Origin of the sequence: Burkholderia semiarida (assembly GCF_029268935.1) — a bacterium.
Lineage (GTDB): Bacteria > Pseudomonadota > Gammaproteobacteria > Burkholderiales > Burkholderiaceae > Burkholderia > Burkholderia semiarida.
Map to the genome: position 1 here is coordinate 298,988 of NZ_JAHLCL010000003.1, position 15,789 is coordinate 314,776.

General features: G+C 69.3%; 12 protein-coding genes. 2 read left to right on the forward strand and 10 right to left on the reverse strand.

All coding sequences use genetic code 11. The features are described from left to right. Nucleotides 1–4: 4 nt before the first annotated feature. The 7 genes from KPB06_RS05140 to KPB06_RS05170 form a co-directional block, all read right to left on the reverse strand. Entirely contained in the window at nucleotides 5–1,297 is a 1,293-nt protein-coding gene (locus KPB06_RS05140) for a dicarboxylate/amino acid:cation symporter (RefSeq protein WP_059576044.1), read from the reverse strand. Between the two features lie 369 nt (nucleotides 1,298–1,666). Further along, nucleotides 1,667–3,352, reverse strand: a complete 1,686-nt coding sequence (locus KPB06_RS05145) for a cation acetate symporter (protein ID WP_060009025.1) — start codon at nucleotides 3,350–3,352, stop codon at nucleotides 1,667–1,669. Nucleotides 3,353–3,363: 11 nt separating this feature from the next. Beyond that, the gene (locus tag KPB06_RS05150; RefSeq protein ID WP_059576041.1) at nucleotides 3,364–3,669 is read right to left on the reverse strand and encodes a DUF485 domain-containing protein; all 306 of its coding nucleotides are present in this window, start codon (nucleotides 3,667–3,669) and stop codon (nucleotides 3,364–3,366) included. Between the two features lie 192 nt (nucleotides 3,670–3,861). Then, complete coding sequence (locus tag KPB06_RS05155; protein ID WP_060009023.1) at nucleotides 3,862–5,067, reverse strand: CaiB/BaiF CoA transferase family protein; 1,206 nt, start codon at nucleotides 5,065–5,067, stop codon at nucleotides 3,862–3,864. A gap of 29 nt (nucleotides 5,068–5,096) precedes the next feature. Further along, a complete protein-coding gene (locus KPB06_RS05160; protein ID WP_060009021.1) occupies nucleotides 5,097–6,242 on the reverse strand; it encodes an acyl-CoA dehydrogenase family protein in 1,146 nt (381 codons plus the stop codon). 14 nt (nucleotides 6,243–6,256) lie between these two features. Then, nucleotides 6,257–7,453 carry an acyl-CoA dehydrogenase family protein gene (locus KPB06_RS05165; protein ID WP_059576035.1) on the reverse strand — a complete coding sequence of 399 codons (1,197 nt, stop codon included), beginning with the start codon at nucleotides 7,451–7,453 and terminating at the stop codon, nucleotides 6,257–6,259. A gap of 29 nt (nucleotides 7,454–7,482) precedes the next feature. Next, nucleotides 7,483–9,624 carry a 3-hydroxyacyl-CoA dehydrogenase NAD-binding domain-containing protein gene (locus tag KPB06_RS05170; RefSeq protein ID WP_059576032.1) on the reverse strand — a complete coding sequence of 714 codons (2,142 nt, stop codon included), beginning with the start codon at nucleotides 9,622–9,624 and terminating at the stop codon, nucleotides 7,483–7,485. 263 nt (nucleotides 9,625–9,887) lie between these two features. On the opposite strand from KPB06_RS05170, the gene KPB06_RS05175 reads away from it, so the two are divergent. Next, the gene (locus KPB06_RS05175; protein WP_059576029.1) at nucleotides 9,888–10,850 is read left to right on the forward strand and encodes a LysR family transcriptional regulator; all 963 of its coding nucleotides are present in this window, start codon (nucleotides 9,888–9,890) and stop codon (nucleotides 10,848–10,850) included. A 95-nt stretch (nucleotides 10,851–10,945) separates the two neighbouring features. Beyond that, entirely contained in the window at nucleotides 10,946–12,823 is a 1,878-nt protein-coding gene (gene ggt, locus KPB06_RS05180) for a gamma-glutamyltransferase (protein WP_059576025.1), read from the forward strand. A 49-nt stretch (nucleotides 12,824–12,872) separates the two neighbouring features. Here ggt and KPB06_RS05185 read toward each other — a convergent pair whose 3' ends face one another. Genes KPB06_RS05185 through tauA form a run of 3 tightly spaced genes read right to left on the reverse strand, consistent with a single transcriptional unit; the run spans nucleotide 12,873 to nucleotide 15,695 of the window. After that, nucleotides 12,873–13,841, reverse strand: a complete 969-nt coding sequence (locus KPB06_RS05185) for an ABC transporter permease subunit (protein WP_059576022.1) — start codon at nucleotides 13,839–13,841, stop codon at nucleotides 12,873–12,875. After that, nucleotides 13,841–14,638 carry a taurine ABC transporter ATP-binding protein gene (locus tag KPB06_RS05190; protein WP_059576019.1) on the reverse strand — a complete coding sequence of 266 codons (798 nt, stop codon included), beginning with the start codon at nucleotides 14,636–14,638 and terminating at the stop codon, nucleotides 13,841–13,843. Before KPB06_RS05190 ends, KPB06_RS05185 begins: the two co-directional genes overlap by 1 nt. A 40-nt stretch (nucleotides 14,639–14,678) precedes the next feature. Further along, nucleotides 14,679–15,695, reverse strand: coding sequence for a taurine ABC transporter substrate-binding protein (tauA, locus tag KPB06_RS05195; protein WP_060966603.1), 1,017 nt, complete (start codon nucleotides 15,693–15,695; stop codon nucleotides 14,679–14,681). Nucleotides 15,696–15,789: the final 94 nt, after the last annotated feature.

The window sequence follows — 15,789 nt, forward strand, 5'->3', positions numbered from 1 at the left end:
GCCGTCAGACGCCGGCCGTCGTCTCGGTCGGCGCGACTTCGCCGCCGCCCTTCAGCGCCTGGCGCAGCTTGTTGCGGTCGAGCTCCTTCTCCCACGCCGACACGACGACCGTCGCCACGCCGTTGCCGACGATGTTGGTCAGCGCGCGGCATTCGCTCATGAAGCGGTCGATGCCGAGGATCAGCACCATGCCCGACAGCGGGATCGTCGGCACGACGGCCAGCGTCGCGGCGAGCGTGATGAAGCCCGCGCCCGTCACGCCGCTCGCGCCCTTCGACGTGAGCATCGCGACGGCCAGCAGCGTGAGCTGCTGCATCCACGTCAACTCGATGTTGGTCGCCTGCGCGATGAACAGCACGGCCATCGTCATGTAGATGTTGGTGCCGTCGAGGTTGAACGAATAGCCGGTCGGCACGACGAGGCCGACGACCGAACGCGAGCAGCCGGCCTTCTCGAGCTTTTCCATCAGCTGCGGCAGCGCGGCTTCCGACGAGCTCGTGCCGAGCACGATCAGCAGCTCTTCCTTGATGTACGACACGAAGCGGATGATCGAGAAGCCGGTGAAGCGCGCGATCGCGCCGAGCACGACGAGCACGAACACGAGCGACGTCAGGTAGAACGTGCCGATCAGCTTGAGCAGCGGCACCAGCGAGCCGACGCCGTACTTGCCGATCGTGAACGCCATCGCGCCGAACGCGCCGATCGGCGCCAGCTTCGTGACGATGTGCACGATGCCGAACAGCACGCGCGTCAGGCCGTCGATGAAGTCGGTCACGACCTTGCCGCGCTCGCCGAGGTGCGCGAGCACGCTGCCGAACAGCAGCGCGATCAGCAGGATCTGCAGGATTTCACCCTGCGCGAACGCATCGACCATCGTGTTCGGGATGATGTGCATCAGGAAGTCGACCGTCGACTGCCCGTGCGCCTTCGCCGCGTACGACGCGACGGCCTTGCCGTCGAGCGTCGCCGGATCGATGTTGAAGCCGACGCCCGGGCGCAGCAGGTGCGTGGCCGCGAGGCCGAGCAGCAGCGCGAAGGTCGACACGATCTCGAAGTACAGCAGCGCCTTGCCGCCGACGCGGCCGACCTTCTTCATGTCCTCCATGCCGGCGATGCCGGTGACGACCGTACAGAAGATGATCGGGCCGATCACCATCTTGATCAGCTTGATGAAGCCGTCGCCGAGCGGTTTCATGTCGGTGGCGATCGACGGGTAGTAGTGGCCGAGGATCACGCCGACGATGATGGCGAAGATCACCTGCACATAGAGCACTTTGTAGAAGGGTTTCTTCTTCACGATGGTTCCTGCTGAAGTAGATGAGCCGGTGGAAACGGCGTCACGCGCGCAGGGATGAATGAGAACGGGGGGCAATCCCCCCCGAAGGCATTCGCCCGCGCGGCTGCCGTGCCGCAACAAGCGATGCCTCAGGACATCCGGAGGGGGAGGAAGGCATTGGTCATCGGTTGTCTCCTTGGTTTAATAGTCAGGCCGGGGGGCCGGCCATGCGCTTTATATTGCAAGGTCGATGCCAGGTTTCCGGAACCCCTCAAGCCGTTGTTTTCATTGTATTTCTCATAATGCGGCAGGCAAGGAAATCCGGTATTCCGGATTTCCGGAAAATATCCGTCCGGCGATCCGGACGGATCCATCGTTTCATCGGACGAATCAGTGCTGCACGGCCCGGCTCGCGAGCACGCCCGTCTGCGCGTAGAACTCCTGCCGCGCGAACGCGTCGCGCTCGCGGCGTGCGCGCTCGCCGCGATCCAGGAGCGAGCCGACGACGATCCCGACGAACGCGAGCGGCACCGACACGAGCGCCGGATTGTCGAGGAACACCGCCGCATGCGCGTGGTGCAGCACGTCGACCCACACCGACTTCGACAGCACCGTGAGCGCGACCGCCGACACGAGGCCGAGGCCGCCGCCGAGCACCGCGCCGCGCGTCGTCATCCCGCGCCAGAAGATCGACATCGCGAGCACCGGGAAATTGGCGCTCGCGGCCACCGCCGCGACGAGCCCGACCATGAACGCGACGTTCACGTGCTCGAACAGGATCGACAGCGCGATCGCGACGGCCGACAGCCCGATCGTCGCCGCGCGCGAAATGCGCATCTCCAGCCGCTCGTCGGGCTTGCCGCGCGCCCACATCTGCGCATAGAGATCGTGCGAGATCGTGGTCGCACCGGCGAGCGTCAGCCCGGCGACCACCGCGAGGATCGTCGCGAACGTGACAGCCGCGATGAACCCGTAGAACCAGTTGCCGCCCACCGCCTGCGCGAGCTTCACCGCGACCATGTTCGAGCCGCCGAGCAGGTCGTGCGTCAGGTTGAACGTGCCGTTCGCGCCGAGCTTGAAGAACTCCGGATGCTGCGCGAGCAGCACGATCGCCGAGAAGCCGATCACGAAGGTCAGCAGGTAGAAGTAGCCGATGAAGCCGGTCGCGTACAGCACCGACTTGCGCGCCTCCTTCGCGTTCGGCACCGTGAAGAAGCGCATCAGGATGTGCGGGAAGCCGGCCGTGCCGAACATCAGCGCGATGCCGAGCGACAGCGCGTTGGCCGGATCGCGGATCAGCTTGCCGGGCCCCATGATCGACAGCGCGCCCGGATGCACGGCCACCGCGCGGCGGAACATCGCGTCGATGCTGAAGCCGAATTCGCCGAGCGCGAGCCACGCGAGCAGCGTCGCGCCGGCGAGCAGCAGCACGGCCTTGATCACCTGCACCCAGGTGGTCGCGGTCATTCCGCCGAAGAATACGTAGACGACCATCAGCACGCCGACGATCAGCTCGGCCGTGCCGTACGACAGCCCGAACAGCAACTGGATCAGCTTGCCCGCGCCGACCATCTGCACGACGAGGTACAGCACGACGATCGTCAGCGCGTTCGCGGACGTCAGCAGCCGGATCGGCCGCTGCGCGAAGCGATACGCGACGACGTCGACGAACGTGAACCTGCCGAGGTTGCGCAGCGGCTCGGCGATCAGGAACATCACGAACGGCCAGCCGACCAGGAAGCCGATCGAGTAGATCAGCCCGTCGAAGCCGAACATGAACACCATCCCCGACAGCCCGAGGAACGACGCGGCCGACATGTAGTCGCCCGCGATCGCGAGCCCGTTCTGCAGCCCGGTGATGCCGCCGCCGGCCGTGTAGAAATCGCGCGTCGAGCGCGTGCGGCGCGCGGCCCAGCGCGTGAGCGCGAGCGTCGCGAACACGAACGCGAAGAACATCGCGATCGCGACCGGGTTCAGCTCGACCTTGTCGGGCATCGGGCCGGCGACGCCGGTCGCATGGGCGGTGGAGGCAACGAGAACGGCCAGCGCGACGGGCGCGCTCGAAATGAATCGCATGTCGGCCTCCGTCACGGACGTTGCAGGATCGCGTCGACGCGGCGGTCGAACGCACGGTTCGCGCGCAGCACGTAGCACGCGGTCAGGCCGATCGCGATCAGGATGATCGCGACGCCCGCGGCGATCCCGACCGTCGTCGTCGCGCCGCGGTACAGCGGCGCGGCGAGCACGTGCGGCGCGAGCGCGACGAGCAGGATGAAGCCGTAGTACGTAGCAATCATCAGCGCGGTGAGCGTGAAGCTGAAGCGGCGCCGTGCGCGCACGAGCTGCTGGTAGTCGCGGCGCGCCGTGACCGATTCGATGACGGAAAGCTCCATGTTGTCTCCTGTCGACCGGAGTTAGCGCTTTAGCGCTTACTCCGGTCCCATGCTTCGCGGTCGACCGGAGTTGGCGCTTCAGCGCCTACTCAGGTCCCCGCAGGGCAAGTCGCCTCGTCGTCGCGAGAGCTGTCTTGTGGATGATCGGCGCGTGATCGGCATCCGCCCGCGCCGTGGCGGCACATCAATGCGTTACACGACGCGATCCGCCCGCAGCCGCGCGACGTCCTCCGCCGACATCCCGAGCCAGCCGCCGAGCACCGCCTCCGTATCCGCGCCGAGCACCGGCGGCGCGCCGCGCACCGGCAGCCGCGCGCCGTCGAAGCGGTACGGCGGCGCGAGCACGTCGACGCCGTCCGCGACCGGATGCGGCTGCCGCGTGACGAGCCCGGCGCGGGTCGCGCGTTCGGACGTCAGCGCTTCGTGTAATCCGAGCACTTCGCCGCACGGAATGCCCGCCTCGGCGAGCGCCGCCAGCAGCGTCGCGCGCGACCGGCGCGCGAGTTCGCCACGAATCTCGGGCAGCAGGTCGGCGCGATTCTCCGAGCGGCCGAGGTTGGTCCTGTAGCGTTCGTCCGCCGCGAGATCGGGCCGCTCGATCGCGTCGCAAAAGCGTGCGAACTGCGTGTTGTTGCCGACCGTGATCACGAGCGGACCGTCGGCCGCGTCGAACACGCCGTACGGCACGATCGACGGATGCGCGTTGCCGTAGCGCGGCGGGTCCTCGCCCATCAGCAGCGCGTCGAGCCCGTAGTACGCGGTGATCATCAGCCCGCAGTCGAACAGCGCCATCTCGATGCGCCGCCCGCGCCCGGTCGCATGGCGCTCGTACAACGCGGCGAGGATCGCCTGCGCCGAATACATGCCGGTGAACAGGTCGACCGCCGCGACGCCGAACTTCAGCGGCGGCTGGCCGGCCTCGCCGTTCAGCGCCATCAGCCCGGCCTCGCCCTGCACGACGAGGTCGTAGCCGGGCCGCCCGGCCTCCGGGCCGGAGCGGTCGTAGCCGGAGATCGCGCAATGCACGAGCCGCGGATTCAGTTCGGCCAGCGCGTCGTAGCCGAGCCCGAGCTTCTCCGCGCCGCCGCACTTGAAGTTGTGGATCACCACGTCGGCCTGCGCGGCCAGCTCGCGCGCGATGCGCTGGCCGGCTTCCGTCTGCAGGTCGACGCAGATCGACCGCTTGCTGCGGTTCACGCTGTTGAAATAGGTGGTTTCGGTGTCGCCGATCCGCAGCCCCCAGTCGCGCGTATCGTCGCCGCGCGCCGGATGCTCGACCTTGATCACCTCCGCGCCGAAATCGGCGAGCACCATCGCGCACCACGGGCCCGCGAGCACGCGCGAGAAATCGAGCACCTTCACGCCGGCCAGCGGCAGCGCGCGCGTGTCGTTCGTCATCCTTGTCTCCTCCATTCGCGTTTCGCCGCTTATTGTTTCGACAGCGCGATGTAGCGCGCGAGGTGGTGATCCTCGTCGCCGAGCTGGTGATCGATCATCACGAGACGCTTGGCGTAATGCGACAGCGGCAGCTCCCACGTCATCCCGATCCCGCCGTGCAGCTGGATGCTTTCCTCCGCGACGAGCGTGCCGATCCGGCCGATGCTGTATTTCGCCGCGGCGAGCGCGCGCTCGCGCACCACGCGCGGCGCATCGAGCTGCGCGGCCGCGTTGATCACGGCCGAGCGCGCCTGCTCGACTTCGAGTAGCAGATCGGCCATCCGGTGCTGCAGCGCCTGGAAGCTGCCGATCGGCATCCCGAACTGCTTGCGCGTGCGCAGGTAGTCGAGCGTGTGCGCCTTCGCGACGTCCATCGCGCCGAGCGCTTCCGCCGACAGCGCGAGCAGCCCGTAGCCGAGCACGCGCTCGAGCAACTCGGCGCCCGCTTCGCCGCCGAGCGCATCCGGCGCGCCGAGCGCGGCATCGGCCGGCAGCGCGACGCGCTCGAAGCGCACTTCGGCCGCGCGGCCGCCGTCGATCTTCTTGTAATCGCGCAGCGACACGCCCGGCGCATCGGCCGGCACGACGAACAGGCCGATGCCGGCCGCATCGTCGTCGCGCCCCGACACGCGCGCGCTGACGACGAAGAACGCCGCCTGCGCGGCCTGGTCGACGACGCCCTTCGCGCCCGTCAGCACCCAGCCGTCGCCCGCACGTTCGGCGCGCGTGCGCACGGTCGTCAGCTCGTAATGCGAGCCCGGTTCGTCGTGCGCGAACGCGGCGCTCGCGCTGCCGTCGATCAGCGCGGCGAGCCGCTCGCGATGCGCATCGCCGCCGGCGAGCGCGAGCGCACGGCCTGCGAGCAGCGCGCCGAGGAACGGCTCGACGACGAGCCCGCGCCCGAGGCATTCGAACACCACGGCGATGTCGAAGCCCGCGCCGCCGAAGCCGCCGTCGGCTTCGGCGAACAGCGCGCCGACCGTACCGAGTTCGGCGAAGCGCCGCCACATCGCGCGGTCGAAGCCTTCGGCCGACTGCGCGATGCGGTCGCGCACCGGGAACGCGTACTGTTCGGCGATGAAGCGGTTCAACGTGTCCGCCAGCATCCGGCGGTCTTCTGTGTGCTGGAAATCCATCGTCGCGTCCCTCGTCACAGCCCGAGCATCATCTTCGCGATGATGTTCTTCTGGATCTCGTTCGAGCCGCCGAAGATCGACAGCTTCCGGTTGTTGAAATACTGCTGCGCGGCGCTCGCGGCTTCTTCCGGGCCGACCGGTTCGCCGTCGTAATCGGCATCGAGCGCTTCATCGACGAACGGCTGCGCGTACGGCCCCATCGCTCGCCGCATCAGCGCGGTGATCTCCTGGCGGATCTGCGTGCCGCGAATCTTCAGCATCGAGCTTTCCGCGCCCGGCACGCCGCCGCCCGCGACCGCGGCCAGCACGCGCAGATTGGTCGTGCGCATGTTTTCCAGCTCGATCTCGACGCGTGCGACGCGCGCCGCGAAGAACGGATCGTCGGCGAGCGGCCGACCGTTCTTCATGACCTTCGCGGCCACCGCGCGCAGCCGGTCGAGCGCGGCCGTCGAGAAGCCGATCCCCGCGATGTTGGTGCGCTCGTACGTGAGCAGGTATTTCGCGTAGGTCCAGCCGCGATTCTCCTCGCCGACCAGGTTCTCCACCGGCACGCGCACGTCGGTGAAGAACACCTCGTTCACCTCGTGCTCGCCGTCGAGCGTGATGATCGGGCGGACCTCGACGCCCGGCGTGTTCATGTCGATCAGCAGGAAGCTGATGCCTTCCTGCTTGCGCACGTCGGTCGCGGTGCGCACGAGGCAGAAGATCATGTTCGCGTAGTGGCCGAGCGTGGTCCATGTCTTCTGGCCGTTCACGACGTAGTGATCGCCGTGGCGTACCGCGGTGGTCTTCACCGACGCGAGATCGGACCCGGCGCCCGGCTCCGAGTAGCCCTGGCACCACCAGTCGGTGCCGTCGAGAATGCGCGGCAGCCAGTGACGCTTCTGCGCGTCGCTGCCGTACTTGATCAGCACGGGGCCGAGCATGTTCACGCCGAACGGCACGATGCGCGGCGCGCCGGCGAGCGCGCATTCGTTGTCGAACAGGAACTTCTGCGCGACGCTCCAGCCGGGGCCGCCGTATTCGCGCGGCCAGTGGCTCGCGAGCCAGCCGCGCGCGTTGAGGATGGCGTGCCATTCGCGCATGTCGTCGCGCGTCAAGTGCAGGCCGCCCTTCACCTTGCGCGCGATGCGCTCGGGCAGTTCGGCTTGCAGGAAGCGCTGCACTTCGGTGCGGAACGCTTCCTCTTCGGGAGTGAAATCGAGGTTCATCGTAGGTCCGTTGCGGATGCGGTGGGCGTTCAGTCGATGCGGTTCAGGCTCGCGAAATCCGCGCCGCGCGCGACGAGATCGACGAGCAGCGGCGACGGCTTCCAGAACAGCGGATCTTCCTTCGCGAACGCGCGGATATCGGCAAGCACGTTCGCGAGGCCGACCGTGTCCGCGTAGTGCATCGGGCCGCCGCGGTAACGCGGAAAACCGTAGCCGTACAGGAACACCGCGTCGACGTCGAGCGGGCGCAGCGCGATCTTCTCGTGCACGACGTTCGCGCCTTCGTTGATCATCGCGGCGAGGTAGCGGCGCAGGATTGCTTCATCGGTGAACGTGCGCGGCGTGACGCCCTTCTTCGCGCGCTCTTCCGCGACGATCGCCTCGACTTCCGGGTCGGGCGTGCCGACACGCGCGCCGTCCGGATACAGGTAGTAGCCGCGGCCGGTCTTCTGCCCGAACCAGCCGCGCTCGCACAGCCGGTCGGAAATCTCCACGTAGCGCGCGTTCGGATCGCGCGTCGCCGCGCGGCGCTTGCGGGTCGCCCAGCCGATGTCGCCGCCCGCGAGGTCGACCACCTGGAACGGACCCATCGGGAAGCCGAACCCGCGCACCGCGCGATCGATCTGGTACGGCGACGCGCCGTCTTCCATCAGATAGTCGGCCGCCGTCCGGTAGACGGCGAGGATCCGGTTGCCGATGAAGCCGTCGCACACGCCCGCGCGCACCGGCGTCTTCTTCAGTTGCTTGGCCAGCGCGAACGCGGTCGCGACGACGTCCGCGCTCACGCGCGCCGGCACGACGATCTCGAGCAGCTTCATCACGTTGGCCGGCGAGAAGAAATGCAGGCCGATCACGTCGGCCGGCCGGTCGATGCTCGCGGCGAGCGCGTCGATGTCGAGATACGACGTGTTGGTCGCGAGCACCGCGCCCGGCTTGCACACGCGGGCGAGTTCGGCGAACACCGCCTGCTTCACGGCCATGTCCTCGAATACGGCCTCGATCACGACGTCGGCCTGCGCGAGCGCGTCGTACGACGTGCTGCCCTTGAAGCGCGCGAGGCGCGCCGCGTGCGCGGCCGGCGTCATCCGCCCTTTCGCGACGAGGCCGTCGTACACCTTCTCGACGTGCGCCCGGCCGCGCGCGAGCGACGCTTCGTCGCGCTCGATCATCGTCACCGGCAGCCCGGCGTCGAGCGCCGCGACCGCGATGCCCGCGCCCATCGTGCCGCCGCCGACCACGCCGATCCGCTCGACCGGCCGTGCGCTCGCGTGCCGCGCCTCGGGCGCCTTCGCCGCCTCGCGTTCCGCGAAGAACGCATGAACGAGGCCCGCGCGCTGCGGGCTGTCGACGCACTGCAGGAACAGGCCGCGTTCGAGCTTCATCCCCGCGTCGAACGACTGCGTGAGCGCGGCCTCGACCGCGTCGACGATCTTCGCCGGCGAGAAAAGGCCACGCGACTTCTTCGGCAATTCCGCGCGCGCCGCATCGATCGCGGCCTGCGCGGCCGCGCGGTCGGCGAGGCCCTGCGCGTCGCGCGTGCGGCGCACCGGCGCGCCGAGCGACACGAGTTCCTGCGCATAGGCGAGCCCTTCGGCGAGCGTGTCGTCGCTGTGCGCGATGCGATCGACGAGGCCGAGCGCGAGCGCTTCCTCGGCGCTCGCATGGCGGCCCGTCAGCATCAGGTCGAGCGCGGCCTTCGCGCCGATCAGGCGCGGCGCGCGCTGCGTGCCGCCCGCGCCGGGCAGCAGGCCGAGCGTCACTTCGGGCAGCCCGAGCTTCGCACCGGGCACCGCGAGCCGGTAATGCGCGGCCAGCGCGACCTCGAGGCCGCCGCCGAGCGTCGCGCCGTGCAGCGCGACCACGACCGGCTTCGCGCCCGATTCGATCCGCTCGCACACGTCGGGCAGCGACGGCGGCACGGGCGGCTTGCCGAATTCGCGGATGTCGGCGCCCGCGATGAAGTTGCGGCCGGCGCCGACGATCAGCACCGCGCGGATCGCGTCGTCGGCCTGCGCGGCGTCGATCGCGTCGGCGAGGCCGCGCCGCACGTCGGCGGACAACGCGTTGACGGGCGGGTGATCGATCGTGACGACGAGCACCTTGTCGCGCCGTTCGCGCGTGACGGTGCCGGTGGCGGTGGCGGATGTTTCGGGGGAAGCGGGTGAATTCATCGTGTCTCCGGGTGCGGTGCGCCGGGCGGGCGGGACCGGCCGCCGGGTCGGCGGGCGACGCCGGTTCGCGAGCGGGGTCCCGCGCGGCGGGAAACGGTCCGGCGTGGTTGCCGGGCATGACTCGATTCTCGATTGATCGAGATTCATTGACAATTCCCGCGCGCCTTTACAAGCTGTCAAGTCCGACTTGACATTGAATGCTTTCGAACCGTTTCGGCCCGTTGTTTCGGCCCTTTAAGCGGGACGGATCAGGAGACCCCCGGATGGACCTGAACGCGCTGACGCTGCTCGTCGAGATCCTCGACGCGGGCAATCTCAGCAAGGCCGCGCAGCGGCTCAAGATGAGCCGGGCGAACGTCAGCTACCGGCTGAACCAGCTCGAACGCTCGATCGGCCAGCAGCTCGTGCGGCGCACGACGCGGCGCATCGAACCGACCGAGATCGGGCTCAAGCTGTACGAGCATGGCCGGCGCATCCGCAACGAATTGCTGGCCGCGCAGGAATCGGTGACGACGCTCGGGCAGGACCTGCAGGGCCGCGTGCGGCTGTCGGTGCCGAGCGGCTATGGGCAGATGGTGATGTCCGAGTGGCTGCTCGCGTTCAAGCGGCTGCATCCGGGCATCGTGCTCGACGTGGTGTTCGAGAATCGCGTGGAAGACCTGATGCGCGACGAAGTCGACATCGCGATCCGCGTGATGTCGGAGCCGCCGCAGAACCTCGTCGCGCGCGACATGGGCGCGGTGCGCTACGTCGCGTGCGCGTCGCCCGCGTTCGCGGCCGCGCACGGGATGCCCGCGACGCTCGGCGCGCTGGCCGCCGCGCCGGTCGTCACCGCGACGGTGCTCGGCCGGCAGTTGCGGATCGCCGCGTATCTCGGCGACGAGCGCCACGAGGTGCTGCTCGAACCGACGCTGATTTCGGAGAACTTCCTCTTCCTGCGCCAGGCGATCCTCGCGGGGATCGGCGTCGGCATCGTGCCCGACTACGTGATGCAGGACGACCTGCGGCACGGCACCGTCGTCACGTCGCTCGACGCATACCGGCTCAGTATCTTCGGCACGCACATGTACATGCTGTACATGCCGAACCGCCACCACACGCGCGCCACCGCCACGTTCATAGAGTTCATCCTCGAACAGGCCGGAAAGACCGGCCGGGGCGGGCCCGGCGCGATGCGTCAGGGTTTCCTGTCGGATGACAAGCCGCCGGGCGCACGGCGACAATAGCGCGCCGGGGCGGGCAGCGCCGTTGCGCCCGCGCCGACCTCAACGTCAACATCAACGCCGCCGTCTCGTTCGAATTCACTGCCGCCGAGGGTTCAATGTTCGACCGGATTCGTCCGCATTCGCGTCCCTGGACGCTCGCTGCCGCCGTCGCGCTCGTCACGTTCGGCGCCGGCTGCACGTCCCCGTCCGCGCCGTCGTCCAGCGCGGTGGTGCCCGTCGCCGCCGCATCGGGCGCGGCCGTGCCGCTGCCCGGCTTCCACGCGCCCGAGCTGTCGTCCGGCTGGACCGACAAGCCGGGCTGGACCTCGCAGCACTTCATGATCGCGGCCGCGAACCCGCTCGCGACGCAGGCCGGCTACGACATGCTGAAGGCGGGCGGCACCGCGATCGACGCGGCGATCGCGACGCAGATGGTGCTCGCGCTCGTCGAGCCGCAATCGTCGGGCATCGGCGGCGGCGCGTTCATGCTGTACTTCGACGGCAAGGCGACGCAGGCGTACGACGGCCGCGAAACCGCGCCGGCCGCCGCGACCGAGCGCCTCTTCTACGGGCCGACCGGCCAGCCGATGAGTTTCTACGAAGGCGTCGTCGGCGGACGCTCGGTCGGCACGCCGGGCGTGCTGCGCATGCTCGACGCCGCGCACCGCGCGCACGGCAAGCTGCCGTGGCGGCGGCTGTTCCAGCCGGCCATCCGGCTCGCCGAGCGCGGCTTCACGATCAGCCCGCGCCTGGCGATGCTGATCGCGAACGACAGGTACCTGAAGAACGATCCGGCGGCCCGCGCCTATTTCTACAACGCCGACGGCACGCCGAAGGCCGCCGGCACGGTGCTGAAGAACCCGGCGCTCGCGACCGTGCTGCGTCAGGTCGCCGACCGCGGCGCGAACGCGTTCTACAACGGCGCGATCGCGCGCGACATCGTCGCGAAGGTACGCAAGCACCCGAGCAACCCGGGGCTGCTGTCGCTGCAGGATCTCGCGCGCTACCAGGCGAAGGTGCGTGCGCCGCTGTGCGCCGACTACCGGCGCTCGGTCGTGTGCGGAATGCCGCCGCCGTCGTCGGGCGGCCTCGCGATCGCGCAGATGCTCGGCATGCTCGAGGCGATGCCCGACTGGCAGCAGATCGGCGCGCAGAAGCCGGTGCGCAACGAAGTCGGCTACGAGCCGACGCCGTTCGCCGCGCATCTGTTCAGCGAGGCCGGGCGCCTCGCGTATGCGGACCGCGCGCGCTACGTCGCCGATCCCGATTTCGTGCCGCTGCCGGGCGGCAACTGGGCGAGCCTCACCGACAAGGCCTATCTCGCGCAGCGTGCGCGGCTGATCGGCGACACCAGCATGGGCGTCGCGCAGGCCGGCACGCCGCAGGGCGCGACGCTCGCGCTGGCCGACGACCGCAGCCCCGAATTGCCGTCGACGTCCGACATCGCGATCGTCGACCGCTACGGGCAGGCGCTGTCGATGACGACCAGCATCGAGGATGCGTTCGGCTCGCGGCTGATGGTGCGCGGCTTCATGCTGAACAACCAGTTGACCGATTTCTCGTTCGTGTCGAGCGAGAACGGCCGGCCGGTCGCCAATCGCGTGCAGCCCGGCAAGCGGCCGCGCTCGGCGATGTCGCCGGAACTCGTGTTCGACAAGAAGACGAAGCAGGTGACGATGATCGTCGGCTCTGCCGGCGGCCCCGCGATCATCAATCACGTCGCGAAGACGCTGGTCGGCGTGCTCGACTGGGGCATGACGATGCAGCAGGCGATCGCGCTGCCGAACTTCGGGTCGATGAACGGGCCGACGCAGCTCGAACGCGGCCGCGTGTCGGACGCGCTCGCCGACGGGCTGAAGGGCCGCGGGCACGACGTGCAGGTCGTCGAGATGAACTCGGGGCTGCAGGGCATCCAGCGGCTGAACGTGCAGGGGCAGACGGTGTGGTTCGGCGGGGCCGATCCGCGGCGCGAAGGGGTCGCGATGGGGGATTGAGTGCGACAGGCAGCGGCGACGCGCGTGCGCCGCCGCTGCCTGCATGACGTCAACCCCTTCCCTTCCACGGCACCACGCGCCGCTCGACCCAGCGCATCGCGAGATCGAACAGCCACGCGATCGCGCCGATGATCAGGATGCCCATCACGACGATGTCGGTGCGCAGGAAGCTCGATGCGTTGAGCACCATCTGCCCGAGGCCGGCCGTCGCGGCGACCATCTCGGCCGCGACGAGCGTCGTCCAGCCGAACCCGATCGCGATCCGCAGCCCGGTGAGGATCTCCGGCAGCGCGGCGGGCAGCACCACGTGGCGCACGATCTGCGCGAAGCTGCCGCCGAGCGAATACGCGGCGTTGATCTGCTCGACCGTCGCCGCGCGCACGCCGGCGCGCGCGGCCATCGCGATCGGCGCGAAGCACGCGAGGAAGATCACGACGAGTTTCGCCGTCTCGTCGATGCCGAACCAGATCACGACGAGCGGCAGATAGGCGAGCGGCGGCAGCGGCCGATAGAACTCCAGCAGCGGATCGAGCACGCCGCGCGCGACGCGGCTCACGCCCATCAGGATGCCGGCCGGCACGCCGATCGCGGTTGCGAGCACGAACGCGCCGAACACGCGCGCGGCACTCCACAACAGATGGTCGGACAGCGGCAGGCCGCCCTGGATACGGCCGTGCCACGCGTCGACGAACGCGGTCCACACCGCTTCGGGCGCGGGCAGGAACAGCGGCGGCAGCCACTGCAGATGCGTCGCGACCCACCACAGCACGGCCAGCGCCGCGATCGTCGCCGTGCTGAGCGCGGCCGTTTTCCCTTGCCCCGGCAACCGGTAGCGGTGCGATGGGCGTGCGGGATGCGCCGCGTGGCGCCGCTGCGCCGCGCGCGCATCCCGTTCTTCGAAATCGGCGGGCGCGCGATCGGCCGCCCAGGAATCCTGCGTGCTCATGTCGTCCTGCCTGTGCAAAGTGCTGTTCCGGCCGCGCCCGACGGCCACGCCGTGTCGCGCGAGCTCGCTCATCACGCGGGCTCCGCGACCGCGTCGTCGCGATGCAGATACGCGATCAGCCGCTCGCGCCAGCCGATGAATTCCGGCGACGACTTCACCGCGCGCGCATCGCGCGATTCGACGTAACGCCGAGCGAACGGCAGCGCGAAGGTTTCTGCGATGCGGCCGGGGCCTGGCGTCATCACGACGAGACGCGTCGCGAGAAACAACGCCTCCTCCACGTCGTGCGTGATGAAGAACACCGTCTTGCCGGTGCGCGCCCACACGTCGAGCACGAGCGCCTGCATCGTGCCGCGCGTCATCGCATCGAGCGCGCCCATCGGCTCGTCCATCAGCAGCACGCGCGGGTCGCTCGCGAGCGCACGCGCGATGCCGACGCGCTGCTGCATCCCGCCCGACAGTTCGTACACGCGCGCATGCGCATGACGCTCGAGGCCGACGAGCGCGAGCATCTCGCGCGCCCGCGCTTCGCGCTCGGCCTTCGGCACGCGCGCGAAGCGCAGCCCGAGCGCGACGTTGTCGAGCACGTCGAGCCACGGCAGCAGCGCGTACTTCTGGAACACGACGCCGCGATCGGCGCCGGGGCCCGTGACCGGCACGCCGTCGACGCGCACGTCGCCCGTCGTCGGCGCGACGAAGCCGGCCATGCAGTTGAGCAGCGTCGTCTTTCCGCACCCGGATGCACCGAGCGCGACGACGAATTCACCGGCATCGATGCGCAGGTCGACGCGCGCGAGCGCCTGCGTCGTCGGCCTGCCGCGCTCGCCCGGGTAGGCGACCGATACCTGACGGACTTCCAGCGTGCTCATGATCGAAGGGCTCCGCGACGAGTGGGCTGAACGGCCGCGCTCAGCGCGCGGCCTTCTGCACGAACTGCGGATCGACGCCGACCGAATAGTCGGCGAGCACCGTCTGGATCGTGCCTTGCGATTTGAGGAACGTGGCCGTGGCCGCGAGCGACTTCGCGGCGCCCGATTGCGCGCCGCCGCCGAGCCACGTCGGCGAAGCCTGCTCGGCCGCCGTCGGGAACGCGTAGAGCGCGAGGCTGGCCGGCACGTCCTGCGCGTTCGCGCCGGACACCTTCGCGACCGCCGCGACCTGCGGCGAGCCGACCTTCCACGCCGCCGCATGCGCGCGGTAGTCGGCGTCCGCCGCCGCGAGCACCTTCACGAAACGCGTGACGAATTCGGGGTTCTCGCGCGCGAACTTGCGGCTCACGACGAAGCCGTCGAAGGTCGCCTTGCCACTTTCTTTCGCAACCTGGCCGGACGTCGTCAGCACGGTGCCCGACTGCTTGACCTTCGCGAGCACCGGATCCCAGATGTAGGTCGCGTCGATGTCGCCGCGCGTCCATGCGGCCGCGACTTCGGGCGGACGCAGGTTGACGATCTTCACGTCGTTCGGATTGACGCCCGCGGCCTGCAGCGCGACGAGCGTATGGAAATGCGACGTCGACACGAACGGCACGCCGATCTTCTTGCCCTTCAACGCCGCGATGCTCGTGACGCCCGAGCCGTTGCGCGCGACGAGCGCCTCGGCGTCGTTGATGTTGTCGAGCACCCAGAACAGCGAGATGTCGAGCCCCTGCGACAGGCCGGCCGCGATCGGGCTCGACCCGGCTTCCCCGAGCTGCACGGAGCCCGACGCGAGCGCGCGGATCACGTCGGCGCCGCTGTCGAGCTTGCGGAACGTGACCTTGTAGCCGGTCGCCTTTTCGACTTCACCGCTCGCCTGCGCGTAGCGCCACGGCACGACCATGTCCTGGTACGCGATCACGACCTCGCGCGATTCGGCGTGCGCCGCGCCGAGCGCGGCAAAGGCGGTCAGCGCGACGACGGCGCGGCGGACGAAGCTGAAACGGGACATGCGGCTCTCCTTCGGAATGCGGGCATTGCTGCGGGAGAGCCGACTTTACGGGCTTTGCGCGCGGCGGGAGCGAACTTATCCTGCGAAGCTATCG

Bases quoted from the DNA above. Each gene is read 5' to 3' on its own strand.
- ggt (WP_059576025.1), top strand. From the start codon at position 10,946: ATGTTCGACCGGATTCGTCCGCATTCGCGTCCCTGGACGCTCGCTGCC.
- KPB06_RS05160 (WP_060009021.1), bottom strand. From the start codon at position 6,242: ATGGATTTCCAGCACACAGAAGACCGCCGGATGCTGGCGGACACGTTG.
- KPB06_RS05170 (WP_059576032.1), bottom strand. From the start codon at position 9,624: ATGAATTCACCCGCTTCCCCCGAAACATCCGCCACCGCCACCGGCACC.
- KPB06_RS05190 (WP_059576019.1), bottom strand. From the start codon at position 14,638: ATGAGCACGCTGGAAGTCCGTCAGGTATCGGTCGCCTACCCGGGCGAG.
- KPB06_RS05175 (WP_059576029.1), top strand. From the start codon at position 9,888: ATGGACCTGAACGCGCTGACGCTGCTCGTCGAGATCCTCGACGCGGGC.
- KPB06_RS05185 (WP_059576022.1), bottom strand. From the start codon at position 13,841: ATGAGCGAGCTCGCGCGACACGGCGTGGCCGTCGGGCGCGGCCGGAAC.
- tauA (WP_060966603.1), bottom strand. From the start codon at position 15,695: ATGTCCCGTTTCAGCTTCGTCCGCCGCGCCGTCGTCGCGCTGACCGCC.
- KPB06_RS05150 (WP_059576041.1), bottom strand. From the start codon at position 3,669: ATGGAGCTTTCCGTCATCGAATCGGTCACGGCGCGCCGCGACTACCAG.
- KPB06_RS05165 (WP_059576035.1), bottom strand. From the start codon at position 7,453: ATGAACCTCGATTTCACTCCCGAAGAGGAAGCGTTCCGCACCGAAGTG.
- KPB06_RS05145 (WP_060009025.1), bottom strand. From the start codon at position 3,352: ATGCGATTCATTTCGAGCGCGCCCGTCGCGCTGGCCGTTCTCGTTGCC.
- KPB06_RS05155 (WP_060009023.1), bottom strand. From the start codon at position 5,067: ATGACGAACGACACGCGCGCGCTGCCGCTGGCCGGCGTGAAGGTGCTC.